This is a genomic window from Neorhizobium sp. T25_13, from assembly GCF_002968675.1.
GTDB lineage: Bacteria > Pseudomonadota > Alphaproteobacteria > Rhizobiales > Rhizobiaceae > Neorhizobium > Neorhizobium tomejilense.
In genome coordinates, this window is record NZ_PVBI01000007.1 from 45,489 (window position 1) to 70,629 (window position 25,141).

Consider the following 25,141-nt stretch of genomic DNA (forward strand, 5'->3'; position numbering starts at 1 on the left):
CCCGCTTCTCACGCGGGCAATATTGCCAGAGGCCGGCCGTACGCGTATGGAGGGCCGGTCTAAAATATGGGAGTGACACTTGCAAGTTCTGGTGCGGGATAACAATGTTGATCAGGCTTTGCGCTTCCTGAAGAAGAAGTTGCAGCAGGAAGGCGTGTTTCGGGAGATGCGTCTTCGGGAGCATTATGAAAAGCCTTCCGTGAAGTGTGCGCGTGAAAAGGCGGAAGGTATCCGCCGGACGCGTAAGGTGGCACTGAAAAAACTGAATCGCGAGCTTGGAATAATTGCGCCGAAAAAGGCGAAGCCCCCAGTCCGTCCGAAACCTGCCGGCTAATTCCCAGCGAGTTGCCTGGAGCAACATCACATGCTTTCAGGTGTTTGGAGGCGCAAGTTTGCTTCCAAGGATGAACTCGAAGACCGGTTCAGGCCGGCCCCTGCTGGCTCCCAGCAACACTGGTGGAGCGGCTGCTGTTGTCTCTGCGCGCTCGGCAAGTCTATCCAGCCGAATGCCGAGCGCCCGCTCAAGGTGATGACGCTGACCATTCGCCAGGTTCCGAAACAACCCCGCTGCGCGTCCGGCGTGTCGCATGGCTGCTGTGCGCTTGCCCTCCCTGATTTTCACGCCGGCGGCCGAAAGCAGGATCAGGCCTTTCAAGACGGCCCGGATTTCGCTGCACTTGTCAGAGACGTGCCAAATTCCTTCCCACGCCTCATGAGCCTCCCAATAGTAGCCGTGATTGAAGAGATCTTCACCCCACAGGAACTCTTCTGATTCAATTTTGGCGTCAACCGTCACAGGCTTTGCCTGATAACTATGTCCCAGCGGGTCGCGGACAGGATGCGGGTGCCGGCCCGGAAGATATGCATAGGCCGGAAATGGTCTATGGGGAACCCAGCGCGGACGTGCCATGGTTTTAGCTGTTAAACCGATTTGAGGTGGGGAACCACCCCTCCCCGGATCAGCGGCGAAATCTTCGCGGTCAACGATCGAGGAACGGTCACGTTGGCCTCGAAACGGCCGCTGATGTCGAGGACCGCAGGTTCTCCTTTCTCCACTGCATCGATTAGGAGCGAAAGGTTCTGCCCAAGGGCAGCAATATCGTCAGCCGCCTCAGCACATTGCGAGGGATCGACATGCACTTGGTCCATGGCAACCACAAGGCAGATCAGCAGTGCCGCGTCCTTCGCCGATATCGGACGGTCCGGCAGCGATAGTACAGTTTCCTGGATTTTTCCGGCAGGATCCGAAGCAAAAAGGATCTCGGCACCCAACAGGAAGTCGCTATGTTGAAGGTCCATCTCGTCTGCGATCAACCCGCAGAACTGTCCGAATTTCATGATTGGCCTCCCTAGATCATGTCCTGCTCACAAGCAGAGACGCATCCCCTGTAGATAGGATCGCTGCTAACAAACGCCAGTCAAGTCGCCGCGACGCGCGGCTGAGCGCTGATTGGCCGCGATGGGCGGCGAGCGCCGCCCATCGCTGTTTTACCTATTCAGCCGGGACGGATCCAACGATCTGACCGCTCGGCTCGGTGCTGAGCCAGCGATAAAGGACGCCGCCGACGATACCGCCAGCCATCGGCGCCAACCAGAAGAGCCACAGTTGTTGCACCGCCCAGCCGCCGGCAAAAACCGCCACACCGGTGCTTCGCGCCGGGTTCACGGAGGTGTTCGTAACATTGATGCTGATGAGGTGAATGAGAGCGAGACCAAGCCCGATCGCCAGGGGGGCAAAACCCGCCGGAGCCTTGCCATGCGTCGCGCCCATGATGATGAACAGGAACATACCGGTCAACACGAACTCAGCTACCAGACATGCTGATCACCTGCGCCACGATATATGGGATGATCTGGCTTGTCGGAAATCGCCCGCCGGCCGCAAGGCCAACCGTGACGGCAGGATTGAGGTGGCATCCTGAGATATGGCCAATAGCGTAGGCCATTGTGATAACCGTCAAACCGAAAGCAATCGAGACGCCTAGATAGCCGATACCCACGTCCGGTAAGCCGGCTGCAATAACCGCGCTACCGCATCCGCCAAACGTCAACCAAGAACGTACCGATTGCCTCTGCAGAATATTTTTTCATGCTCGTCGAGTTTCCCCTTCCCATCGATGGTGGCCCCAACGACCGCACCACCGCCACATTATAGATCAGAGGTTGTCCCAGGCATGATTGGTGATGGTGACAAAAGCTAGTGCTGCACGTTGAGATGCAGGTCGTTAGAGCAGATCGCTCTCGAGCTCCCGCGCACCCAGCAGTGCCAAGATCTCTCCACGCGCGATCGGCCGCGACATCAGGAAGCCCTGAATGTTATTGCAACCAAGCGACTTCAGCGCAGCCGTTTGTTCGTTCGTCTCGACGCCTTCGGCTGTTGTTCGCAATCCTTGCGCTCGCGCCATGTTGATTATGGCCTCGACAATCGCGCTGTTTCTACCTTCGCGAATTCCGCCAATGAAGGATTTGTCAATCTTGAGCCGATCCACCGTCACGTTCTGAACTCTGGAGAATGAGGAATATCCAGTTCCAAAGTCATCGATGGCAAACTTCACGCCGGCCTTCCTGAGCATAATGATGTTACACTCAGCTTCCTCTTGGCCATTGATTGCCAGGCTCTCGGTGATTTCGATTTCGAGCCGGCTGGCGTCGATCCCCCACTTGGCCAGGGTAGACAGGACGCGCAACGGGTAGCCCGGAGCGCTTAATTCCACGGCGGAAGCATTCACAGCAACGCTGACCGACGGCAAAAGCGAAATCAAGCTGCATGCGTCTTCAAGTACAAGGGCGCCGATCTTGTGGATGACGCCGATTTCCTCCGCAAGGGGAATGAACACGTCTGGAGCAATAGAGCCTAGCTCGGGGTGTCGCCAGCGTGACAGTGCCTCCAACGAACAAGGGATCGAGCTGTCGGACGAGTAGACCGGCTGATAAGCAATTTCGATCTGGGTTCCTGTCGACAGCGCTTCACGGAGGTCGTGCTCAAGCCTCCGACGCATGCGAAGAAGTTCGTCCATATGCTCGCCGAACAGAGCGTATGCGTTCCGACCGGCGGCTTTCGCATGATAGAGGGCGATATCAGCCTGCCTTGTCAGCTCGATCGCATCAGTATCCGCACCCGTCGCAGTTGCCACACCGACGCTCGCTCCAATCGACACATAAACCCCTTCGATCTCAAAAGGCTCGTGCAGGCACATTACGATCCGATTTGCGATGACCGCCGCTTCTTCGGCTTCGATTTTTTCCAGGAAGACCGTGAACTCGTCGCCGCCAATTCGTCCGATCAGGGCGGTTGGAAGTATCTCTCTCATTCGCTTCGCAACCAGAGAAATCAGCTTGTCACCGGTCGGGTGGCCGTGAGTATCGTTCACGGCTTTGAACCGGTCGAGATCGATAAAGAGCACACTGCAGACATCCTCCGGGGACGCTCGCTGCAGCCGCGCCGTGAGCTCACTCTTGAAATGAGCTCTGTTAGCAAGCCCCGTCAATGGGTCATGCAGCGCCAGATGCTGAAGCTCCTGACGGTTGAAGTTGAGCTTGACCAATCGTCTCCAGATCGCATGACCTGCCAGACTGGTAGCAAGGAAAATTGCTAGGACGGATAGGCCGACGACCGGCAGGGTCGCGTGCAGCACGCTGGTTCCAGGCTCAAAAGGATGCCAGCTGAAGTACCCGATAACGTCACCGGACCGCGACGTGAGAGCGACCTGCGAGTGTCGCTTGTCTTGATGCATCCTTTGCGTGAAGATCGTTTCCGCAAATTGGTATTCAGTGCCTATATCGTCGGAAAATTCGCCGTCGAGAAACCGGACCGCGACATGCAGATTTTCCTCACCCCGCCCGCTGCTCGATCTTTCCTGTATCGGAAATGATGGGTTTGACACTGACGACTGCCGGCCGGCCTCCAACGTGAACCAGGTCGCTCTCACCGATCGACAGCACCCTGTCTGACATTCCGTCCTGGTCGCCGGCAATGAGTCGTTCATGGAGACGGTGCGCCAATGGGCTGTAAGCAAGGCTAAGGTCTCTTGTCGGCACCCCATTCGCTGACTCCGTAGCGAACTGGTAGATCACTTGGCCGTCTGCCGAGAGTACGATGGCAGCGTCATGGCCAAAGTGGGTGTTCATCCACCGGCCGAGGTTGACATCAAGCCAGTCAAGATCGCGTTCTTTAAACATCCTGATGGTTCCGACCGGTGCGCCCCATCTCTTGCATGATGGCAGCGGCGCCCAGCCAAGCCTGGCGACCCAGCGCGTCGGCGTCAATCTGACGATCAGCGAGAACGCAGGATCTGGCGAACGACTGGATATGCTGTGCGGACGGTTCATCCTGGCACCTCCCCACGATCGGCTGTTAGGCCGTTATCTAAGTTCGCGCCTGATCGTGCGCGGGATGCCACCTCCCCCACTTTTCAGCAGACCGCCACGCGCTTCCAATTGACGAGCCTGGTGGCGCTCATGCGAATGGAGACAAGCATCGAGGGCCTCGGCGGTCAGGCGATGCTCAATGCACTCTCAGCGGCCCTGTTTACGCTCGCTCTGCGGCTGGCCAGTGCAAGAAGCCTTTCAGATATGCCTGAACGGCATATCGCATTTCACCGCCCCGAATCACACGCAATTCATTCGCGCAATAGGCCTCATCGGAGACGGGTTATGGCAACAGGAAAAACTGGTAAGCGTCGGCCGACGCTCTTGCATCGAACCGTTTTGAGATTGCCGCCGCCCGGCGTTTGGACATCCACGGCGGCGTGCCTAAAACGCAGATGATCAATCCGCGTCTTCGATATGGCCACCGAGAAATAGGCGGCCTACGCGTGGATCGACCAGCAGCTTATCGGCTCGGTCGTGCATGCGTGCCTGACCCAGTTCAAGCACGAGACCATAGTCCGACATGGCAAGCGCCGCCTTGGCGTTCTGTTCCACCATCAGGATCGTCACCCCTTGGTCACGCAACCGCATCAAGGTCCGAAAGACTTCCTGGACGAGATTGGGCGATAGCCCAATGGACGGTTCGTCGATCAGGATCAGCTTCGGGTCGAGCAGCAAGGCACGCGCCACTTCGAGCTGCTTCTGCTGCCCCCCCGAAAGCTCGATCGCCTTGCGGTCCCGGTGCTGGCGAAGCGCCGGAAACTGATCCATCACCACCTCGATCCGCTCGCGCACCCGAGCCTGGTCCTTGACGGTGATGCCGCCGAGTTCGAGATTGTGGTAGACGGAAAGCTGCGGAACGACGTTACGTCCCTGCGGCACGTAGGTGACGCCGCGGCCGATCAGTTCGCGGGGCGTCAGCCGCGTCACATCCTTGCCGTCGAACGTGATCTGCCCGGAATGGATGTCGAGGAGGCCGAAGATCGCCTTGAAGACAGTCGACTTGCCGGCCCCGTTCGGCCCGATGATGGTGGTGATCGACGCTTCGGGGATCTTGAATGAAACGCCGTTCAGGATCACGACCTTGCCGTAGCCGCCTTGGATGTCCTTGAGTTCCAGCATGGTCAGCCTCCGAGATATGCGTCTATCACCCGTTGGTTCGAGCGGATTTCCTCCGGCGAGCCCTCGGCGATGACCGATCCTTCCGCCAGCACGATGATCCGTGTGCACAGCGACATGACGAACTCCATATTGTGCTCAATCACCACGAAGGTCGTTCCGTGATCCCTGTTATAGGTCTGGAGCCGTTCCTTGAGATTTCCGAGCATCGTCAGGTTGACGCCGCCCGCCGGCTCGTCGAGAAGGACGAGATCCGGCCCGGCCATAAAGGCCATCGCGGCGTCGAGCAGCTTCTGTTGACCGTAGGACAGCGAACCGGCCTTTTCTTCCCGAAGGTGGCGCAGCCTAAAGAACTCGATCAGCCTGTCAGCCTCGCCGCTCAATCCGGCATCCGCGGAGCCGATAAGGCGCGACCACATCGTGCCCTTGTGTTCCTGGCCCGCAAGAATGATATTGTCCAGCACCGTCATTTCCGGAAAGACCGATAGCTGCTGAAAGGTGCGGCCGACGCCGAGCTTATTGAGATCGCAGGCCCGCAGGCCCGCCACAGGCTTGCCGTTGACGTGCACCTCCCCCTGATCTGGCCGAAGCTGTCCCAGCACGCAGTTGAAGAGGGTCGACTTGCCTGATCCGTTCGGACCGATGAGCCCCAGGACTTCGCCCTTGACCACTTCGAAGCTGACATCCCTGACGGCGCGAATACCGCCAAACGACTTCGATATGTTGCGGACGGACAGAACGGCGTTGTTCATGGTGTCACTCATAGCCGCGCTCCCTCCTTCATGTCGCCGCGCTCTACACGTTTCGGACGAATGGCTGAGAGGATGCGGCTACCGACCCCCATCAGCCCGCTCGGCGAGAACACCATCAGGACGATGACAAGGCCGGAGTAGATGATCAGATAATAGCCTTCGGTGAACCGCAGGAATTCCGGTAGGAGGATGACGACGGCCGCACCAAGCATCGGACCGAAGAAGAAGCCAGCACCACCGACGACGACCATCAGCAGGATACGCAGCGAGTGACCCAGCGCAAACGAGTTCGGTTCAATATACTGCACCACCGGGGACACCAGGGCCCCGGCGAGACCGCCGGCCGCCGAGCCGATCGCGAATGCGAGCAATGTCAGCCGGCGGGTGTCCAGCCCAAGGCTCTCGGCGCGGATCGGATTTTCGCGCAGCCCCTTAAACGCGCGCCCCCAAGGCGAACGGATTAGCCCGTACATGAGAAGTGCAAAGACGATGAAGACGGCCAGGCAAAGATAATACATCTTCTGGTTCGAGGTCAACGGGATCGACAGGAAGGTCGATTTCATGCCGGTATTGAACAGCCAAAAATCCGGCCGGGGCATGTTCGACTTGCCGTAGGAGCCGCCGGTGAGCCAGTCCTCGTTGCGCAGCACCAGCACGACGAGCGTATTGAAGGCAAGGGTGACGAAGGCGAGGAAATGCCCCTTTACCCTCAGAGCCGGAAAGCCAACGAGCAGGCCGACGACAAAGCATCCGAACACCGCAAGCGGCATGGCGATCAGCCAGTGAACCCCGGAAAGCGTCAGAAGTGCGGTGATATAGGCGCCGATCGCCATGAACGACCCCTGCGCCAGCGATATCTGGCCGGCGTATCCGAGTGTCAGGTTGAGGCCCATGGCGGCGATCGTGTAGATCAACCATGAGCACAGGATGAGGCTGACATAGTTGCCCTGGCCGATCGGAGCCGCGATCAGCAGCGCGATGCCCACAATAATCCAGACCCATTTTGGAATGATGGCCATCAGACGCTCCTTCCTTCGGTGGTGCCGAGCAATCCTTGCGGTCGCCATAGGATGATGACGATCAGGAGCACGAGCGGAACGGCGGCGCGGTATTCGGCGGTGAGGTAGGTCGCCGTCATGTTGTCGAGGACGCCGATCAGCAGCCCGCCGGCCAGCGCCCCGCGGATCTGGTTGAAGCCGCCGACGATCGCGGCAATGAAGGCGATCAGACCGAGATATTCGCCGTTCGAGAACTTGGCGAGATAGAACGGCGTGATGAGGAACGAGGCGAGCGTTGCGAGTGCCGCGTTGATCAGGAACGTATAGAGCACCATGCGCCTGGTATTGACGCCGAGAATTCTCGCGACATCCGGGTTCTGCGCGGTCGCCTGCATGGCCCGTCCGGTGCGCGTCCGGTTGAGGAACATCGTCAGGAGCACGACGACGCCGAGCGATACGCCGAGATGCGCCAGATCCGTCACCGATACGATGGCACCGAAGAAATCCCAGCTGCCGCCCGAAATGAGTTCCGGATAGGGCTGCGCTTCGGCTCCGTAGAACTCCTTGACGCCTTCTTTCAGAAAGATCGCCAGCGCCATGGTGGCGATCACCAGCGGCAACCCCCCACCGGTCTTCGATGCCTGCATCGGCTCGACGATCAGCCGTTTGAACAGATAACCCAGCACGAATATCGAAGCCGTGAGCGAGACCAGAAGCGCGATCGGCATGGGCAATCCGGTTCCCATCGCGATCAGCGTGAAGAAAGCCGGCAGCATGACGAATTCGCCTTGGGCGAAGTTCACGGTCTGGGCCGCCTGCCAGAGCAGGGTGAAACCGATCGCCGCCAGCGCGTAGATCGATCCTGTAGCCAGACCCGAGAGAAGGACTTGCAGGAATTGAGCCATGGATTTTACCTATCGAGGGATAGGGTGCCGACCAAATCGGCACCCTGCCGGATATCAGTTTGCCGGAACGGTTCCGATAACCTTCTGCTTGCCGTCCACGACCTGTGTCATGAAGCTTTCGCGCGACATTTCGCCGGTATTGTCCCAGGAGGTCGTCAGCAGCATGCCGGGATATTTGACGACATCGAGCGTCAATCCGTGCAGCTTCTTCGCCAGCGCTTCCTGATCGAACGAGCCGTTCATTTCCGTGACGTACTTCACCGCGTAGATGGCGATATAGCCCTTGAGGCCGTTATGGTCCGTATCGCGCTTGTACTTGTCCTTGAACTTCTTGCCGAATTCCTGGATCGCCGGGACATTCGCGCCTGTCGTGATACCGACATGCGCGTAAGCACCGTTTGCCGCATCGCCAGCCAGGTCGATAACCTTCTGGCCCGTCAAGGTGACTTCGCCGACCAGCGGGACCTTGAGGCCCTGTTTCTTAGCTTCCTTGAGGAACCGGGCGGATTCTTCTTCGTTCAGATAAACGAAGACCGCTTCGGCGCCGGATTCCTTGAGTTTGGAAACGTCGGCAGCAAAGTCCGCCTGCCCCTGTTCGGACGGCACGTCGGCGACAAGATCGATGCCCGCGCTCTTCATTTCCTTGATGAAGACGTCACGGCCGCCCTTGCCGAATTCGTTGTTGACCCAGGCGACCGCGATCTTCTTCGCCTTCAACGTATCCTTGAAATACGGAGTAAGGCCCGGGACGCCCTTCGCGGAGCTGGACGCAGTCGCGAAGATGTAGGGATTACCCTGGCGCGTCACGTTCGGGGCTTCCGAACCGGTGAACTGCGGCACCCCGTTCTGCTGGGCGACCAGCATGTTGACGATCGTCGAACCGGAATAGACCGTGCCGATGATGGCATAGGCTTCGGCATCGATAGCCTTCTGCACCAGCGCACGCGAGGTCTGGGCGTCCGACTGGGTGTCGTAGTCGGTCATCACGATCTTCTTACCGAGAATGCCGCCGCCGGCATTGATTTCCTCGATCGCCATCTTGGCGCCATCGCGATAGTTGGTGCCCGATACGGCGCCTGCGCCCGAAAGCTCGCACAGGCAAGGCAGCGAAACGGTGTCGGCGGCGCGAAGGCCGATCGGCATTGCGGTGGCGGTTGCCATGATGGCGAGTGCCGCCGCTGTGATAAGATTGCGTCTTTTCATGTTCATCCTCCCAAATATTTCCGGGCTCTGCCGGAAACGTTTCCTCCCGTGTCCCGCCCGGCATCTGCCGCCCGGAACCATTTCATCTTCAGGGACGCCGGCTCCCGATCCGGACATTCCCTGCAGCATTTTCGCGGACGAGACGTCTGCCGGAGGTCAGGCCCCCGGTGTCTTCGCCCTGATGTCGTCGATCAGCAGCTGGCGCAGCTCCGCCGTCACTTCCGGCCGCGTCCTGAACCAGCGGCTGAAGCCCTCGACGCCCTGATGCAGCAGCATGCCGAGACCATCGACGGTACGATGGCCTTTTTCACGCGCTTTTTTCAGCAGATCCGTTTCCAGCGGAACGTAGACGACGTCATAAACGATCGCGTCCTTCTTGAGCGGCGCAAGGTCGATATCGTGCGCCGGCTGGCCGATCATGCCGAGGCTGGTGGCGTTGACGAGCAGGTCGCAGTTTTCCAGCAGGCCAGCGAGCTCTTCCATCGCATGGGCGCTGACGCCGGCGCCGAAATGATCCGCGAGCTTCTGCGCCTTGGAAGGCGTCCGGTTGCACAACGCCACGTCGAGGCCACGGCTTTGCAGGCCATAGGCCGCCGCGCGTGTCGCCCCACCCGCACCGAGGATGACGGCGCGCCTGGCGGTCTTGTCCCAGCCGGGAACCAGTTCATCGATATTGCCGAGAAAGCCGATCGCGTCGGTATTGCCGCCCAGAAGCGCGCCATCCTGCCACCAGATCGTATTGACCGCGCCCATCTTCGTCGCATCGTCGTCGATCCGGTCGAGATGGGGAATGACGGACGTCTTGTGCGGCACCGTCACATTGCCGCCGATCCAACCGGCATTGCGAAAATCCGCGAAGAACGCGTCGAGTTCCTGCGGCGGAATATCAAGCCGCTCATAGCTGCCTTCCAGTCCGTAACGCGTCAGCCAATAACCATGCAGCATCGGCGAGCGTGAATGCGCAATGGGGTGCCCCATGACGAACGCGCGTTTTGACACCATGCCTTTCTTACTCCCTTACCAGTCAATTCGCCGGCTTCCCGGCGGGAAATATGCACTGTCTCGATCACCGGAAGACTTAGACACTCGGCATGCCCTCCGGCCGCAGGTGGCGCTTTTGGGCGGCGATACGGAACGGCGCATTGGGCGCCCCATACCCCCGGTAACCGCCACGGCGTTCGAGAATTTCGAAGAAGAACCCCTCCGAAAAGACCGGGCTGTAGAGCTGGAAATATTCGCCATGCTCGTCGCGGTCATAGAGGATATTCTGCTCGCGCATCCGGTCGGCGAAGGCAGGGTCGAGGCCGAATCGTGCCTCGACGTCGTCGTAATAGTTGCGCGGTATCCGGAGCGGCAGGAAGCCGGTGGTTTGCAGCTTCGCCGCGGTCGCAAAGATATCGCCGGTCGAAAACGCGACGTGCTGGATGCTGGAGCCGAACCGTTCGGCGATGAAATGGCCAGCCAACGTCCTGCGGTTTTCCGCACCGTTCATGGTGATCCGGAAGGCGCCGTCCGCACTTTCGATGACTTGGCTGCGCACCAGGCCTGCAGGATCGGCGATGTCCACCTGCGGCGTCTTCGTCACGTCGAAGATCGACATGTAGAACAGCAGCCAGGATGGAAGCTCCTCCGACGGCATGGTCTGGGCGAGGTGATCCACCCGTACGAGACCCGTGTCGACGGTCGCCGACTCCTGCTCGACTGGCTCGAAGTCAACGCCCCACACATTCGCCAGCTCGCTGCTATCGTCGATGAAGTAGATCAGCCCGCCGCCGACGCCACGGATTGCCGGCATCGTCAGCTCACCCGAAGCAACCGCCTGTTCGAAGGGCTGTGCGCCCATGGCTTGCGCCCTTTCGACTGCCGCGGCGGCGTCCTCGACCTTAAGGCAGACCGCATAGGCCGATGTCCCGTGAACAACGAATGAGGAATGGGCAAAACCCACGCCCTCCGTATTGAGCAATATATTGATGCCGCCTTCGCGAAAGAGTGTCACGGCCTTCGACCTGTGACGCGCTCCGGCCCTGAACCCGAGTGTGCGAAGGAAGGCGGCAAGCTTGTCCGCTTCTTCCTGACTGGTGGCGAATTCGATGAACTCCACGCCCCTGACGCAGCTTGGCGGCGGCAGCGTCGTTGCCGCGCCGGCAGAGCCGTCTTCGCTTCGTCCAACACGATCCATCAGATCTATCAGCGACCGGCGACCATCGATCGAGATCAGCTTGGGGGAACCGCCACGGAACTGGTCGTTGAAAATCTCCAGCGAGAGCGGCCCGTCATAGCCCGTCGCCGCCACTGCCCGCATGAAACCGATCACCGGCAGATCGCCTTCGCCCGGCATGTTGCGGAAATGGCGGCTGAGATAGAGAAGATCCATGTTGATCATCGGCGCGTCTGCGAGCTGCACGATGAAGATCCGATCCCCCGGAATGGAGCGGATGGAATCGACCTCGATTTTACGCGCAAGCGTGTGAAAGGAATCGAGGATCAGACCGATATTGGGATGATCGGCCCGGCGCACGACTTCCCAGGCATCGCGATGGTCGTTGATATGCCGCCCCCAGGCCAACGCCTCGTAACCGACCCGGATTCCGCGCTTGGCTGCACGCTCGCCCAACTCGCGGAAATCCGCAGCAGCCCGGTCGATGCCGCCCAGCGCCGCTGTCGAGACGTTGGAGCAGACCAGCATCAACTCGGCGCCGAGTTCCTGCATCACGTCGAACTTGCGCTCGGCCCGGTCGAAAGCCCGGGAGCGCTGCGGCTCCGGCATGCCCTCGAAATCGCGGAAGGGCTGGAACAGGGTGATCTCGAGGCCCGCATCACGAACCATCCGGCCGACCTCGCGCGGCGACGCGTCGAAGGTCAGGAAGTCGTTTTCGAAAATCTCGACGCCGTCGAAACCTGCAGCCGAGATCGCCTCGAGCTTCTCGCGAAGATCGCCGCTGATCGAGACGGTCGCGATCGATGTCTTCACCCGACGCTCTCCTGCGTCTCGGACGATCCCTTGCGACCGTTGCCGGATTTCACTGCCGGCGGCATGAAGCGTAGATAGGTGAGCTGGATCGGCAGCTGCGCCACCGCCATTTCCTCGCCGTTCTGCACTTTCAGGCCGTTTTTCTCCGCCTCAATCAGCCACGGCGTCATCACCGGCTTGGTCACCGCGTCAGCAACGATGCGGGCGTCCTTCAGGCGGTCGACGGGAAAGGGAAGCGAATCGGCGGCGGCCATTCCGAGCGGGGATGCATTGACGGCGATGTCGATCGTCATCCCCGCCGGCACCTGGACGAACGTTGCCATCTCCGGATACAGGCGCGCCAGTTCTGCCATCAGCGCCCGCTGGCGCATCTGGTCACGTTCGAGGATGATCAGAGATGCGGCGCCTTCGGCCGCAAGTTCGAAGGCGATCGCCGTTCCGGCCCCGCCGGCACCGATGAGCAGGACGTTGCAGCCCCGGGCGGTCACACCATGGATGGCCATGGCGGCGACGAAGGCCATTCCGTCGGTCATGTCGCCAATCAGCTTGCCGGAGGACGAACGCCGGATCGTGTTGACGGCCTTGGCGCGACGTGCCCGCTCCGTCACCTCGTCCGACGCGACGAAGGCGGCCTGCTTGTGCGGCATGGTCACCGAGCAGCCGGCGCAATTTTCGGTCGCGCGCAGGACATCGAAGAAATTGACGATCCGCTCGGGCCGGATATCCATGGGCACGATCACGGCATCCACGTCATTCTCTGCGAACCAATGGTTCATCGGCCCCGGCGATTTCACCTGTTCGACAGGGTGGCCGATCAACGGAACGATCGTTGTCTTGCCCGTCACCACGTGCTTTTGCCTGGTCTGCGCCATCAACTGCTGCACTCCTCCCACCCGACAGCGCATCAACCCGCAAGGGGTCCTCGATAGGACCTCCCAGACGTGAAAACATGCCTCCATCAGTTGAGAACAGTGATGAACCCACCAAAAAGGAAACGCAAATACCAAAATCCGCGCTCTTCATAACATGGTGTTAATTTCTGACAGTCTCATCGGTGTTAGTGACTTGATGCTGCCTTCATTTCAGCCCGGAGGGATTCGATGATCGCCTCCCCATAGACCGAAAGCGGGGTATCGTTGCGGTAGGCCACATAGGTGTGGAACGTCGTCTCTGCTTCGATTTCCAGAATCTTCACCCCGGGCAGCATGCCATGCGCGACGGTGAACTCGTCGATCACGGCAATGCCGAGGCCTCCGGCCACGAGGCTGCAGACCGTCGTGCCGAACCGGGTCTTGATGTTCATCCTGTGGGACAAACCCTCGCGGCGGAAAATCTCCGTCATGATACGCCCATAGGGGTCGTTGGGATTTATGCCGATCAAGGTGTGGCTGGCGATTTCCGAAGGCCGAATAGACGACTTCTGCGCCAGTTCGTGCGAAGGCGGCACGATGCATACCAGGCGGCCGGTCGCCAGGGGCGCGAAGTCGATGATGGAATGATCGAAGCGGGAGCTAATCGCCACCAGTTCCCCGCGCCCGAGCAGCAGATAATCTATAGCCTGCTCGATCTTCAGGATGTCGATCTCGAGCGCGATATCGGGAAACCGCCGTTTCACCCGCTCGACGGCACGGGGAACCATGACATTGGCAATGCTGGGCACGGAGGCAAAACTAAGCTCCCGCCCCTCGCCGCTGCCGAGCCGGTCGATCGATGTCTGCAGATCCTCCACCTTGCGGTGAATATTGTCTAAGAGGTCGAAGACGTTGCGCGCCTCCGGTGTTGGCACGTAGCGGCCATGGCGGCGATTGAAGAGTGGCACGCCGACCATGTCCTCGGTATATTTCATCAGCCGGCTGATGCCGGGCGCGGAAACGTTCAGGAGCTTGGCAGCACCCGCGATCGTGCCGGTCACCATGATGGCTCGGATGACTTCGATCTGGCGGAGCGTCAGCATATAGAACCTCGGACTGTGGGACTGTATCGGACGGCTTCTTCCGCCGCCCGATGATATCATGCGCCGAAGCCAAATAGCCTCTTCGGTGTCTGCCACAACAGGATATCGCGATCTGCGGGGTCCGGGAAAAGCGTATCCAACAGCTTAAGAAGCGGCCCGTAGTCCTGCCGGTCGGCCGCGCGCAGGTAGGGCCAGTCGGATGCCCACATACAATGGTCGAGTCCGAACGCCTCGACTAGGGCACGAACGAACGGCAAAGTATCGCGAAAGGGATACGGCGTTTTGGCGAATTTCGCATAGCCTGAAAGCTTGACGTGAACACGGCCCGTCTCCGCAAGATCGAGCAGCGCGCTGAACCCCGGTTGCGCCAGCCCCTGCTCCGGCGTCGGCCGGCCGCAGTGGTCGATCAGCACGCGGACAGCAATACGTTCGATCCATGGCTTGAACATCAGCAGCTGGTCGTGCTGCACTTGGATCTGCACGAACATGTCGAGTTCGGCCAGTTTCTCCATCAGCGCCGGCGAATCCGCGTAGAAATCATTGCCGTAAAATGTCGGATTAAGGGCAATGCCGACAATGCCCTGATCCCTCAGATCGCGCAGATGAGAAAGATCGGCGTCCAGGCTGGCGATCGCCACTCCTTTGAATATCCCTGGATACCGCCGGATCGCGTCGAGCATGCAGCTGTTGTCCGGCCCGTATCCGGAATTCGGCTGAACCAGGAGAACGTGTTCCGTGCCGTAACATTGCAGCACCTCGACAAACTGGTCCGTGGTGCCGATCTCCTGGCCGGACGGCCGGTACGCAGCACCCTGTGCGTAGGGAAAGCGTAGAGGATCCAGCACATGGGCATGGCAATCAATCTTACGCACATCGAAAATTCCCATTTCGCGCCCCCTTACAGATACCGACAGCTTACCTACAGCAAGTGAGGGCCGTTGCGTAGCGCCGCGAATGGCGAAAAACTCCCAGAATTCTTGGGTGGCGCGACACTTCTCCATAAAAGATGGCCGTTGGTCGCGCAGAGCGAGGATTGCAGGTGCAAATATTGGAGAAGCTTCACGCGGGATCTGACCGCGAGGCCGCCGCAGCCCGGGAACTGGATTCTAGTGGAAGGCCTCCAGTTTCGACCAGAGCTCATCTCAACTCGCCCCGAGCAGCTTCACGCAAAATAACCGTTTTCGAAAACCTCGAGAGGATCTCTAAGACCGCTTCTCGTGAAGACTCCTTCACGATGCTAGTGAAGGCTCTGGCTGTGAAACAGCACCGAAGGTTGGCCCCGTTTAAACAGGCGGTAAGCGCCTGCCTTTGCTTGCAAAATCGCGACGAGTGCGGGATGGCAAAGAGGAGTGAGAAGTCGACGACCTGAATGGGGCGCATGATCGAACCGATCGGGAGCGGGAAAACCAGTTTGGCACTTTGAGCCTGTACGCTCGGGATTAAGATTTGGACCCGCTCCGCAGATCACCATACCGGCCGGCGGCCTTTGCAAGCGCCGCAACGACAGGCCTGACAGAAGACCGCACTCGATCACACGTCAGAATGGTCAGAAACTTCTTGCCAAAACCGGCGGCAACCACAGAAGTGCCAAACGACACACCCGCAAGGAACCCGCACCCATGGCGCAAAGGCTATTTGTCTTCGGCACATTAAAGAGGGGCTTCCCGCTTCACGAGCAGGGACTGTCGGGAGCGACGTTTCTCGGAAGATACAGGACCCGGAAGCGTTATCCCCTCCTCATTGCCGGACCGTGGTTCGCGCCGATGATGCTCAACGAACCCGGTACCGGGTGTCAGATCGTCGGTGAGCTATACGAGGTAGATGACAAAACTATTGGAGACCTGGATCGGCTTGAATCGGTAGGCGAACTCGGAAATTTTCGCTTGTCGATCGAAGTTGAGCCAGCCGAAGGCGGATCCCCGCGTCTTGCACTTGCCTATATGAAGGCACGGGAACTGGCCCATCCTATTCACTTGGATCATCTTCAGGTTTACGAAGATCGGCGCTTTATTCCGTTTGATCAGAGGGACTAGCATCCACTTCCTACCCTCATCAGCCGTCGGCGGATCTGGGGCCGCAATCGGACTGGCGGCTTTGCTAGAGGGCAGCAAGAACAGTAGACATGCTCTTGCGTCAAAAAACGATGCGAGGTTCGGAATCTCGACCGGCGCGCCAATCCATCGGAAGACAGTCAAGTGGTCGATATGCTGCTGCAAGCACGAACGTAGTGCGACTTTGGTGGAGAAAGCTGACACCGCAGACCGGCTCGCAAGCCTCGTGGCCAAGCGCGGCGTCCAACGCCGTCGCTACTGCAAGGCTGTGCTCATGCCTCGGCGATCATTGCTATCGAGACTTTCATGTCCGGAATGCGGACAGGCATCTTGGCGCCCTGTCGGGCAGGTGGATTGCGTGGAAACCACCTAAGCCATTCCTCATTGGCACCTGCGAAGTCCTCCTCGTCGGCCACAATCAGCGTCGCACTGACCGCCTTCTCCAAACTGCTTCCTGCGGCTTCCAGAATAGCGGAGATGTTGCGAAGACATTGTGCAACCTGGGCCTGCACCGGCCCCTTCACAACCTGCCCCGTTGACGGGTCGATCGGCGCAGTCCCTGACACGAAAACCAATCCTGCGGCCTTGACGGCTTGGCTGTAGGAAGCTGGCGCCTTTGGTGCGGCCGGTGCGGTGATTATCGTGCGCGACATGAAAGTTATCCAGTGAGATTTTGATTCAGGCCGACTAAGCTCGGCCAAACAGGGCCAAAGTCAAGCATCAGAAATCCAGAGATGGATGGAACGGCCCGTTCTCAGTCGCAATAGATCGCCGCCAAATCAACCGCCTATCCGCTTGTGGCGTGCAGCCGCGATCAGCTGTACGACCGAGATGGGAGCAAAGGCGACACGACTTCCGCCTTTGGCCCCATTGCAGTCCTCGCCGTCTCTGCGGCCTACAAACGATGTGAGCGTCGGCGACCGATATCGACCGGAGGAATTCACGTCAAAAAAGGCATGATATCTACGCCGTCACCTGGAAACACGGTGATGTGCGGGTGATCCTCGAAAAGCCTTGCCGCGGTGTCAACGTTTTCCGCCTCGATGACGAGGTAACCGCAGAATGAATTCGCGCCATTGCCGACGCCGTCCCTGGTTACGCGCGTCGTTTTGCCCACCATGCCACCACGATCAAGGATAGACGCGGCGTTTCTGTCCTCCCACGCGGCCCATTGTTTCAAGCCGATGGCGTCGATGGCATCCTGCTCGGCTTTGGGCAGGCTCCTGAAGGAGGCGAGGTCTTCGGGCCTCATGGTGTAAACGGCAAGAAATCGGGGCATCGGCGCTCTCTTGTGGTATCAGATGATTATCAGTTTACGCTCGTCGCATCAGAATTCACCCGGCATAATTGTGGTGGGGTGTATGCTGCCGCAATTGGCCCGTTGGGACCTTGGGTCTTGGCCTCTTGTGCCTATTGCGGACACGGCTATGTCTTACTTGCTCGGAGGATTGCTGCCCAGTCGCGGTTCCGTACCCGCCAATAGTCGTTGAATATTAGCGCGATGGCGGATAACGACATACAGGCCGCCGAGGACGATGTCGTTTTACATTTAATCGGGGTCTGCCTCACTTTGTGTGGAGATCGACCGGTTTGAAAGGCCAACTATCTTGGCGACGCTCTTTGTCCTGCGGGCGTAGGGCGCGGCGATCTCCGGGATCGGGTCGGTGAACGTTTGCCGTTCGCACTGCCGATAACTGCAACGCCAGCGGCTTAGTCGAAGCCTTACCGTCACTTCACTGCCCTGGATCGGCAGGTCCTGTGAACTGCGGTACGACCAACCATGCCGACTTCTGCTCTGTTTCCGGCAAGCCGGGCATCTGCCCGAGGATGGTCCGCAAGCAGACACAACCCAATCACCATCACCGTCGGACACGACGCTTTTTACACTCATTCCCGTACCGGGCGACCATTTCGATTTTGTTCGCATCCCCCTCCATATCGGGATGACCGCCAACGACTTGTTAACCACACAAAGTGAGGAAGACCCAATTAGGTGCCATCGCCTGCCGGAACAGGGGCATTCTTACGATCAAATGCCAAACGACACTGCATCGTCCTCGTAGCCGTCGATCTCAGGCCTGCCACGTCTCGGTTGGAACTTTACTCCCCATGATCCGCGAGTAATTCGCGTTCACCAATACGGAAGCGTCACTACTGATGACGATCCCAGCCGCCGAAGCGTTATGCTTCGGCGTTCTCACGGACGCGCCGACGGATCTGGCTTTCGCATTCGAGATCTGGACCAAGCGACGCGAAAGCTGGCTTCGCGCCGTCGACGGCGCCGAACAACATGAAGAGGATGGGAAGCCGCAGGGGCCTCACCCTCCGCGGCGCCCAGAGTCAATACGTAGCAGCCATCAGAGTTCTGGTTTCCGCTCGCCTTGAAGGGAAACGAACCGGCGGCACCCCACATGATGGATTGAGCCGTTGAAAGACGACTTGCGGCGTAACGCGCTATTATGGAACAACCGAGCGGCTATTTGTGCAGTGTGACTTCGCTTCAACTGCGGCATCCTTGATATGTGGCCACTTTTCCGGCCAACTCGCGTTCGAACCGTACCTGGCTCTCTTGAACGCGAAGCCGCCGTGAGGGCTCAACTGGCATTTGATTTAAATGGGACGGGTACCGGATCGCAATCGATTTCAGGTCGAACGAGGTGAAGATCATCACCCGTGGTGGAAATGACTGGACCGAACGCGACAGCGACGGCGCGATCCGCGTCTCGCAAGAGATCGTAGCGGATGGTGCGACACTACTGGCGGCAGCCTGCGAACATGGGGCTGGAAGGTGGATCCCAGTTTCATTGATCTCTCGTTCTGCTCGCATGCACGAAGCGAGCGCGAACCGGTCAGCGGCCGTGACCTCGCCGACATGACGATCGCGGCTAGGCGGGCATGCCTTCTCCCCTCAACCGAGATGGAGTCGCTTTCGCAGATCCGCATTTTCGGCCCGACGCTTTTCGGAAAACGGCTTGCGCAGGTCCCGGTGTTCTTCTTCTAGTTGCAGAAACTCCGCAACGTCGCCGATCTCGCCCATCGGGGTGGTTTGTGCGGCATCTGTCGTCTTCGCGTGCGGTTGAGAGGCGCCAGATTCTCCGTTGCATTTGCCCTTTGCCGCCATGGAGGCAGTACTTGAATACGACCTGTGAGTGATATAAGTTACAGATCAGATTGATAACTAGAATATCCGGGAGCATCAATATGGTTTCTACCAGCGGCTTTCGCGTCTACGATGGCGCCGAATTCGCTCACGCGCTGCAGGTCGAGATGGATTCGGCTTCCAGCGAGAAGAGATCGGGTGCGCAGTTAGAGAAGCGTAAGCCGGCGGCGGAGCCGCGTGTATCACCCACTGGCGCGAAACTGCGCAGGGCGATGGCGAGCGCCATGCAATCCACGCCTGAAACCGATGTCGATGACATGATGGTCTTGCTGGTCGACAACCCCAATCGGGCAGTACGGGAAACGATACGCGATATCGTCGAGCATGTTCCGGCAATCGTGGAAGCCCGTCAGAGCAAACTGACCGATGACGCCATAGACGCGCTGGTGTCGGTGTATATGCGCACGCCTCCCAATGCCGAGGTTGAGAGATTGCTCTACGACAGCAATGCCAAGGCAAGAGCAAGGTTTTTCGGGGAATGGCCGAGCTTTACGAGCAAGGATCTGGCGGACGTTGCCGGACATGGGTCCAAAAACAAGAGCATGACGGCGTCGCGATGGAAAATGAAGGGAAAGGTATTTTCGATCAAGCACGGCGGCGTCGAGTATTTTCCCGCCTTTCAGTTCGAGGAGGGGCAGCCCATTGAAAGCATCGCCAGGGTGCTTGCCCTACTTGGCGAGAAAAAGTCCGGCTGGCAATTGGCATTCTGGTTCACCTCTCCCAACGGATGGCTTGCTGGCAAGCGCCCTGTCGACGTGTTGAAAGACGGCGATGCCGCGGTTTCCGCCGCATCCCGCGAGGCTGAACATATCGCCGGATGATCGATACCCCTCCATCCCCGTTCCCGGCGTCGAACTCGCGTGAGATCAAGGCTCGGACGAGGTTCCACAGAGTCCATGAACAGCGTTTTGGAAGCTGCTCTTTCAATCCCGGCAAAGGGCGCCCCAGCCGTTTTGCCCCGCTGTTCCTGGGCGGCGGCGCTGTCCCCACGCAGTATCTGGCAACCGACTACGAATGCGCCGTTCACGAGACAATCTTTCACGATGTGCCGATTGACGAGCCGAACAAAACCGTTGGCGTCGACAATATCAAGCCCCTTGCCCATTCAATCATTGAGTTGAAGCGTGATCTTGTTCTCGTTCCTCTTTTCGCCCCTGATCTTGCGAGGTGGGGCGTCAGCAGAGGAGACCTCATCGATACGACAGCCGCTGACTATCACATCACTGCGCAGTGGGCCTTAGCCATCCACAAAAGCCGGCCGGACGCGCATTGCCTGATCTGGACGTCGAAACGCTGTGATCCACAGCAGGCGGTTCTCCTGTTTGGAGATTGCGTCGCCGAGACCGATTTGAGGGAAATCAGCAAAGTCGGAATCTACTCGAACGTCGGGGAAATGCGGCAGGTTGCTACGTTCGCCGCACGCGTTGATATCACCCTCGTGCTGTAATCGCTCTGGTGTTGTCCTCAGGGCCCTTTCTGCGGCTTCAGGAGGAAAAGGCGGATCGACAACGCAGCCGCGTCCCTAACCCAGTCAAATACGAGCACATCGGTTGTGGTCGTTGCCTATTTAAAGGTGCCCACCCGAGAGGCCAGCGGCGTGTCAGCCGGCGTGACTAGTTGTTGCCTATGTCAATTCGCGTCAACCATCCCGCGGGAAGCCGCTGCCTACGCTTATTTGCCCCTGCTCATCGCGATCGAGACGGTTCACGTCAATGACGCTCATACCCGCCCGTCGACCGGCCTCAAGGCCCTGTTCGCTATCTTCGAACACGACGCACCGAGCCGGTTTCATTCCCAGCAAAGCGGCCGCGTGCAGAAACAGATCCGGCGCCGGCTTTGGATTTGCCACGTCATCAATCGTAACCACGTGGTCGAAATACTCCCGAAGCCCGGTCGCTTGTAGCGTCGCTGCCACAACTTCGAGCGAACCGCCAGAGGCAACAGCCATGGGAACCAAAGTGGCCAGTCGACGAACGGTTGCCGCAACTGGACGAACTTCGCGCACAGTATGTACATTCTGAAGGAAGCGCGACCGCATGGTGTCGATGACGGCTTTGCGATCGAGCACGACGCGGAATTCTTGCTCAAAGGCGTCCATCAGCACCCCCTCGGACATTCCGGCCCGCACAAAATACCATGCACGGTCCATCAGTTTGCCGGACAGTGAAAAGCCGGCTGCCCATGCGTCTGCATAGTTAGGCGGAGTGTCAACAAGTGTACCGTCGCAATCAAAGATCACGGCCTCGAAATTTTGTTCAATCGTCAGAAGATCAATCATGGCTATTCCCTCGTCCGATCGGGACGTTGACGTGACGCAACGGCTCGATACAACTGGCTCACTGCTTTACCCCTGAAGCGCTCATGTGCGGATAAGTGCGATACCGCGACTTCGGAAACAGAGCGTAGCGTCGGACGCGGCCGGTAGTATGCGATCGACCGCAGGGTCGACGACGAAGAGGGTGCCGAAGTCGGTTTCGACCTCATACTCGACATGATCTCCGAGGTATGCTGAGTGCAGAATGCGACCAACAAAACCGTTCCCAGGTTCCGCAGAGAGTGCGATCGCGCCAGGACGAACGGCAAGGATCGCCGCACCCGGCGTTGCCTTGCCCGCCGGAACGCGATGCTGAAAGCCACCAATGCGGATTTCAGCATTTTGCCCATGGATGCCGATCACCTCGCATGGGATGACATTCGCCTCCCCCATGAAATCGGCGATGAATGCAGAAGCCGGCGCTTCGTAAAGTTCGCGCGGGGTCCCAGACTGAGCGACTTCGCCATCCTTCATGATGATGATGCGGTCGGACACAGCAAGCGCCTCGTCCTGATCGTGTGTGACATACACGGCCGTGAAGCCGAGGCGCTGCTGGAGTTCGCGGATGTCCGTGCGCACCTTGCGGCGCAGGCGCGCATCAAGGTTGGACAGTGGCTCATCGAGCAGCAGCACCTGCGGCTCCAGCACCAGTGCGCGGGCGACTGCAACGCGCTGCTGCTGACCGCCGGATAGTTCGGCGGGAAGGCGATGGCCCATGCCCGCAAGGCCAACAAGGGCCAACCCCTCCTCCGCCTTCTCGCGCGCTTGCTTGCGACCGAGACCGGACGATTCCAGCCCGTAGGCGACGTTGTCGCGCGCATTCATGTGCGGAAAGAGCGCATAGGACTGGAAGACCATCGAGACGTCGCGCTCATTGGCCGGTAGCATAGTGACATCCTTGCCGCCGATGAGGATTCTCCCGGCCGACGGATGTTCGAGGCCGGCAAGCATGCGCAGCGTCGTTGTCTTGCCGCAGCCGGAAGGGCCAAGCAGGGTAACGAGAGTGCCGCGCTCGATGGTGAGCGACAGGTCCGGAATGGCAGTGAAGGCGCCAAACGTCTTACGCACGTTGTGGAAGACGACGGTGCCGGCTTTATGGTTGATCATGCGATTTTCTCCTGGCGAGGGGTAGCGAATGTGGCGAGGCCGGCGACGCGGTTTTCACGGCGCAGGCGCCGTTCGCCCACGATGAACTGGAAGCCGGCGATGACGGTGATCATCACGACGATCAGCATCGAGGAATAGGCGATGGCCACGCCGTACTCGCCATTTTCGACAAGACCGACAATGTAGGAGGTCGCCATATTGTACTCGGCGCTGACGAGGAAGATGACTGCGCTGATGGAAGTGATTGCGCGCACAAAGGAATAGACGAGCGCCGCGGTAATGGCCGGGCGCAAGAGCGGCAGGATGACCTTCCGGACCGTGCGAAAGCTGTTGGCCCGGAGCGTCAGGGAGGCCTCATCCAGGCTCTTGTCGAGCTGGCTCATCGCCGCGATCCCGCCGCGCACACCGACGGGCATGTTGCGGAAGACGAAGCAGGCGATCAAGATCAGTGCCGAGCCGGTCATCTCCAAGGGGGGAAGATTAAAGGCCATGATGTAGCTGACGCCGATGACCGTGCCGGGAATGGCAAAGCTCATCATCAAGGCGAATTCGAAGGCATTCTTGCCGGCGAATTTCTGACGGACGATGATATAGGCCGTCAGAAGACCGACGGCGGCGGTCAGCGGGGCGGAGATCAACGCGATCTCCATCGTTGTCCAGAACGAGTTCCAGGCGACGCCCGTCCAGGCAATCCCGTTTTCGAAGCTGATTGAGAAAGCCTTGGCGTAGTGGTCGAGCGTCAGCGAATTGTCGAGGCCCCAGGTCTTCACGAAGCCGCCGATCAGGATCATGCCGTAGATGACGAGCGTGAAGAGGATCCACGGAATAACCATGGCATGAACACCGATCGACAGCCCGCGCGGCAGCGCGATATGCGACCCGCTATCGCCCTTGCCAGTGACGGTGGCGTAGTTCTTGCCCGATAGCCAGACGCGCTGGGCGAGGAAGGCCGAGAGCGTAAAGAACAACAGCACCATGGCGAGGACAGCCGCGCGCGACGGATCGTTCTGCGAACCGACCACGGCGAAGAAGATTTCCGTCGAGAGCACGCCGTGGCTGCCGCCGAGTACCAGCGGGTTGCCGAAGTCGGCCATGCTTTCGATGAAGCCGATGAGGAAGGCGTTGGCGAGACCGGGCTTCATCAGCGGAAGCGACACCCGCCGGAACGTGCGCCAGCGGTCAGCTCGCAGCGTCGTGGAGGCCTCCTCCATTGACGGGCTGACGCCCTCGACGACTCCGATGAGCACCAGGAAGGCGATCGGCGTGAAGGACAGGACCTGCGCGATCCAGATGCCGGTGAGGCCGTACAGCCAGCGGCCGGGCTCGATGCCGAAAAGGTCCGACAGGACCTGCGTTACGACGCCGGCGCGGCCGAAGAGCAGCGTAAGCGCCAGGCCGATGACGAAGGGTGGCGTGATGATCGGCAAGATCGTCAGCAGCCGCAGGCCTTTCTTGAAGGGAAAACGCGTGCGGGTGGCGACGAGCGCGAAGGCGAGGCCCAGAAGTGTCGAACCGAGGCCGGTCATGACGGCGAGCCAGAACGTGCGCCAGGCTATGCCACAGCGACCGGCACCGATCAGGCAGTTCAGGCTCCAGATGCTCGGATCCTGCATGTTGCGGATGAAGTTCTCCGCATGGTACGAGCCGTCGAGATCCTGCATCGAACCGACGAATATGCTGCCGATCGGGTAGAAGACGAAGACGGCAACGAGAAAGACGAGCAGCGTGATCGCGCTCACGACGAAGGCATCGCCCTTCATGGCACCGCGTTCGGCAAGGCCGAAGGCGAAGAGCAGCGCGAACGTGATGGCAGAGAGGACCGCACCCGCTCCCATGGAAGGTTGGCCATTCGAGAGCGTGCCGAAGAGCGTTTCACTTACTGTCCAGATCCAGCCGGAAAAGCCGATGGCGAGGCCTTGGAGCGAGAGGAAGAGAACGCCCATCGCACCGATCCAGGCGAGAAGGGCGCCCCGGCGCATCGGATCTGCCATGGTTCGAGCCATGACCGCCAGGAAAAGGAGCACGAGTGCACCGGAAAGCCACAGCCGGCCATGAGCAACCATCTGCACGACGGCAGGGGCAGCCTCCGGAGAAAGGGGGAAACCGGCAAGCCAGCCGAGCCCCAGGAAGCCGTTCTCGATTCGATACCAGGGCAATAGCGTCAATGCTACCACGCCCAGGACCAGGACCATGTCCAGCCTGCGATTGCCATGTCTCATGGCTAACCTCGCTCTTTGAG

At 59.4% G+C, this 25,141-nt stretch carries 24 protein-coding genes and 3 pseudogenes; 4 read left to right on the forward strand and 23 right to left on the reverse strand.

Translation table 11 applies throughout. The annotated features are described in order from the left end of the window. Positions 1 to 79 precede the first annotated feature (79 nt). Positions 80 to 334, forward strand: coding sequence for a 30S ribosomal protein S21 (gene rpsU / locus C5J22_RS17465; RefSeq protein WP_105439251.1), 255 nt, complete (start codon positions 80 to 82; stop codon positions 332 to 334). A 36-nt stretch (positions 335 to 370) separates the two neighbouring features. On the opposite strand, the gene C5J22_RS17470 is transcribed toward rpsU, so the two are convergent. The 15 genes and pseudogenes from C5J22_RS17470 to C5J22_RS17535 all read right to left on the reverse strand — a co-directional run bounded on the left by C5J22_RS17470 (position 371) and on the right by C5J22_RS17535 (position 15,157). Continuing rightward, positions 371 to 796: a DUF309 domain-containing protein gene (locus C5J22_RS17470; RefSeq protein WP_245440445.1), complete on the reverse strand. Its 426-nt coding sequence runs from the start codon at positions 794 to 796 to the stop codon at positions 371 to 373. A gap of 125 nt (positions 797 to 921) precedes the next feature. Further along, positions 922 to 1,338: a hypothetical protein gene (locus C5J22_RS17475; protein WP_105439253.1), complete on the reverse strand. Its 417-nt coding sequence runs from the start codon at positions 1,336 to 1,338 to the stop codon at positions 922 to 924. 154 nt (positions 1,339 to 1,492) lie between these two features. After that, positions 1,493 to 2,115: pseudogene (locus C5J22_RS17480) on the reverse strand (aquaporin). A gap of 110 nt (positions 2,116 to 2,225) precedes the next feature. Next, positions 2,226 to 3,884, reverse strand: coding sequence for a bifunctional diguanylate cyclase/phosphodiesterase (locus C5J22_RS17485; protein WP_245440446.1), 1,659 nt, complete (start codon positions 3,882 to 3,884; stop codon positions 2,226 to 2,228). Further along, on the reverse strand, positions 3,832 to 4,329 hold the full coding sequence (locus C5J22_RS31675) for a CHASE4 domain-containing protein (protein WP_245440447.1): 498 nt from the start codon (positions 4,327 to 4,329) through the stop codon (positions 3,832 to 3,834). Before C5J22_RS31675 ends, C5J22_RS17485 begins: the two co-directional genes overlap by 53 nt. 438 nt (positions 4,330 to 4,767) lie before the next feature. Then, positions 4,768 to 5,490, reverse strand: coding sequence for an ABC transporter ATP-binding protein (locus C5J22_RS17490; RefSeq protein ID WP_105439254.1), 723 nt, complete (start codon positions 5,488 to 5,490; stop codon positions 4,768 to 4,770). Positions 5,491 to 5,492: 2 nt separating this feature from the next. Continuing rightward, a complete protein-coding gene (locus C5J22_RS17495) occupies positions 5,493 to 6,239 on the reverse strand; it encodes an ABC transporter ATP-binding protein (protein ID WP_105439489.1) in 747 nt (248 codons plus the stop codon). An 8-nt stretch (positions 6,240 to 6,247) separates the two neighbouring features. Then, positions 6,248 to 7,258 (reverse strand): branched-chain amino acid ABC transporter permease, encoded by a 1,011-nt coding sequence (locus tag C5J22_RS17500; RefSeq protein WP_172746673.1) that lies wholly within the window; start codon positions 7,256 to 7,258, stop codon positions 6,248 to 6,250. Continuing rightward, positions 7,258 to 8,142: a branched-chain amino acid ABC transporter permease gene (locus tag C5J22_RS17505; RefSeq protein ID WP_105439255.1), complete on the reverse strand. Its 885-nt coding sequence runs from the start codon at positions 8,140 to 8,142 to the stop codon at positions 7,258 to 7,260. Before C5J22_RS17505 ends, C5J22_RS17500 begins: the two co-directional genes overlap by 1 nt. A 54-nt stretch (positions 8,143 to 8,196) precedes the next feature. After that, complete coding sequence (locus C5J22_RS17510) at positions 8,197 to 9,345, reverse strand: ABC transporter substrate-binding protein (RefSeq protein WP_105439256.1); 1,149 nt, start codon at positions 9,343 to 9,345, stop codon at positions 8,197 to 8,199. Between the two features lie 156 nt (positions 9,346 to 9,501). Further along, positions 9,502 to 10,347, reverse strand: a complete 846-nt coding sequence (locus tag C5J22_RS17515) for a shikimate dehydrogenase (RefSeq protein ID WP_105439257.1) — start codon at positions 10,345 to 10,347, stop codon at positions 9,502 to 9,504. 76 nt (positions 10,348 to 10,423) lie between these two features. Continuing rightward, positions 10,424 to 12,316, reverse strand: coding sequence for a bifunctional sugar phosphate isomerase/epimerase/4-hydroxyphenylpyruvate dioxygenase family protein (locus C5J22_RS17520; RefSeq protein WP_105439258.1), 1,893 nt, complete (start codon positions 12,314 to 12,316; stop codon positions 10,424 to 10,426). Further along, positions 12,313 to 13,188 carry a shikimate dehydrogenase gene (locus C5J22_RS17525; protein WP_105439259.1) on the reverse strand — a complete coding sequence of 292 codons (876 nt, stop codon included), beginning with the start codon at positions 13,186 to 13,188 and terminating at the stop codon, positions 12,313 to 12,315. The genes C5J22_RS17520 and C5J22_RS17525 overlap by 4 nt, the downstream gene beginning before the upstream one ends. 185 nt (positions 13,189 to 13,373) lie before the next feature. Continuing rightward, entirely contained in the window at positions 13,374 to 14,270 is an 897-nt protein-coding gene (locus C5J22_RS17530; RefSeq protein ID WP_105439260.1) for a LysR family transcriptional regulator, read from the reverse strand. Positions 14,271 to 14,326: 56 nt separating this feature from the next. Continuing rightward, the gene (locus C5J22_RS17535) at positions 14,327 to 15,157 is read right to left on the reverse strand and encodes an amidohydrolase (RefSeq protein WP_105439261.1); all 831 of its coding nucleotides are present in this window, start codon (positions 15,155 to 15,157) and stop codon (positions 14,327 to 14,329) included. Between the two features lie 732 nt (positions 15,158 to 15,889). On the opposite strand from C5J22_RS17535, the gene C5J22_RS17540 reads away from it, so the two are divergent. Then, positions 15,890 to 16,303: a gamma-glutamylcyclotransferase family protein gene (locus C5J22_RS17540; RefSeq protein ID WP_105439262.1), complete on the forward strand. Its 414-nt coding sequence runs from the start codon at positions 15,890 to 15,892 to the stop codon at positions 16,301 to 16,303. A gap of 290 nt (positions 16,304 to 16,593) precedes the next feature. Here the strand turns inward: C5J22_RS17540 and C5J22_RS17545 are convergent, their stop codons facing one another. The 5 genes and pseudogenes from C5J22_RS17545 to C5J22_RS32065 all read right to left on the reverse strand — a co-directional run bounded on the left by C5J22_RS17545 (position 16,594) and on the right by C5J22_RS32065 (position 19,442). Beyond that, positions 16,594 to 16,974, reverse strand: a complete 381-nt coding sequence (locus tag C5J22_RS17545; protein WP_105439263.1) for a RidA family protein — start codon at positions 16,972 to 16,974, stop codon at positions 16,594 to 16,596. Between the two features lie 287 nt (positions 16,975 to 17,261). Beyond that, a complete protein-coding gene (locus C5J22_RS17550) occupies positions 17,262 to 17,600 on the reverse strand; it encodes a hypothetical protein (RefSeq protein WP_172746674.1) in 339 nt (112 codons plus the stop codon). 153 nt (positions 17,601 to 17,753) lie between these two features. Then, positions 17,754 to 17,858, reverse strand: a pseudogene (locus C5J22_RS31680) (acyl-phosphate--glycerol-3-phosphate O-acyltransferase); the annotation flags it as partial. Positions 17,859 to 17,903: 45 nt separating this feature from the next. Then, positions 17,904 to 18,212 (reverse strand): annotated as a pseudogene (locus tag C5J22_RS17560) (transposase family protein); the annotation flags it as partial. 1,017 nt (positions 18,213 to 19,229) lie between these two features. Continuing rightward, entirely contained in the window at positions 19,230 to 19,442 is a 213-nt protein-coding gene (locus C5J22_RS32065) for a hypothetical protein (protein ID WP_172746675.1), read from the reverse strand. 80 nt (positions 19,443 to 19,522) lie between these two features. On the opposite strand from C5J22_RS32065, the gene C5J22_RS17570 reads away from it, so the two are divergent. Both C5J22_RS17570 and C5J22_RS17575 read left to right on the forward strand, forming a co-directional pair. Further along, on the forward strand, positions 19,523 to 20,302 hold the full coding sequence (locus C5J22_RS17570) for a hypothetical protein (RefSeq protein WP_105439266.1): 780 nt from the start codon (positions 19,523 to 19,525) through the stop codon (positions 20,300 to 20,302). After that, entirely contained in the window at positions 20,299 to 20,928 is a 630-nt protein-coding gene (locus C5J22_RS17575; protein WP_105439267.1) for an RES family NAD+ phosphorylase, read from the forward strand. The genes C5J22_RS17570 and C5J22_RS17575 overlap by 4 nt, the downstream gene beginning before the upstream one ends. A gap of 192 nt (positions 20,929 to 21,120) precedes the next feature. Here C5J22_RS17575 and C5J22_RS17580 read toward each other — a convergent pair whose 3' ends face one another. The 3 genes from C5J22_RS17580 to C5J22_RS17590 all read right to left on the reverse strand — a co-directional run bounded on the left by C5J22_RS17580 (position 21,121) and on the right by C5J22_RS17590 (position 25,121). Next, positions 21,121 to 21,759: an HAD family phosphatase gene (locus C5J22_RS17580; protein WP_105439268.1), complete on the reverse strand. Its 639-nt coding sequence runs from the start codon at positions 21,757 to 21,759 to the stop codon at positions 21,121 to 21,123. Positions 21,760 to 21,840: 81 nt separating this feature from the next. Continuing rightward, positions 21,841 to 22,902, reverse strand: coding sequence for an ABC transporter ATP-binding protein (locus C5J22_RS17585; RefSeq protein ID WP_105439269.1), 1,062 nt, complete (start codon positions 22,900 to 22,902; stop codon positions 21,841 to 21,843). Beyond that, a complete protein-coding gene (locus tag C5J22_RS17590) occupies positions 22,899 to 25,121 on the reverse strand; it encodes an iron ABC transporter permease (protein WP_105439270.1) in 2,223 nt (740 codons plus the stop codon). The genes C5J22_RS17585 and C5J22_RS17590 overlap by 4 nt, the downstream gene beginning before the upstream one ends. Positions 25,122 to 25,141 lie beyond the last annotated feature (20 nt).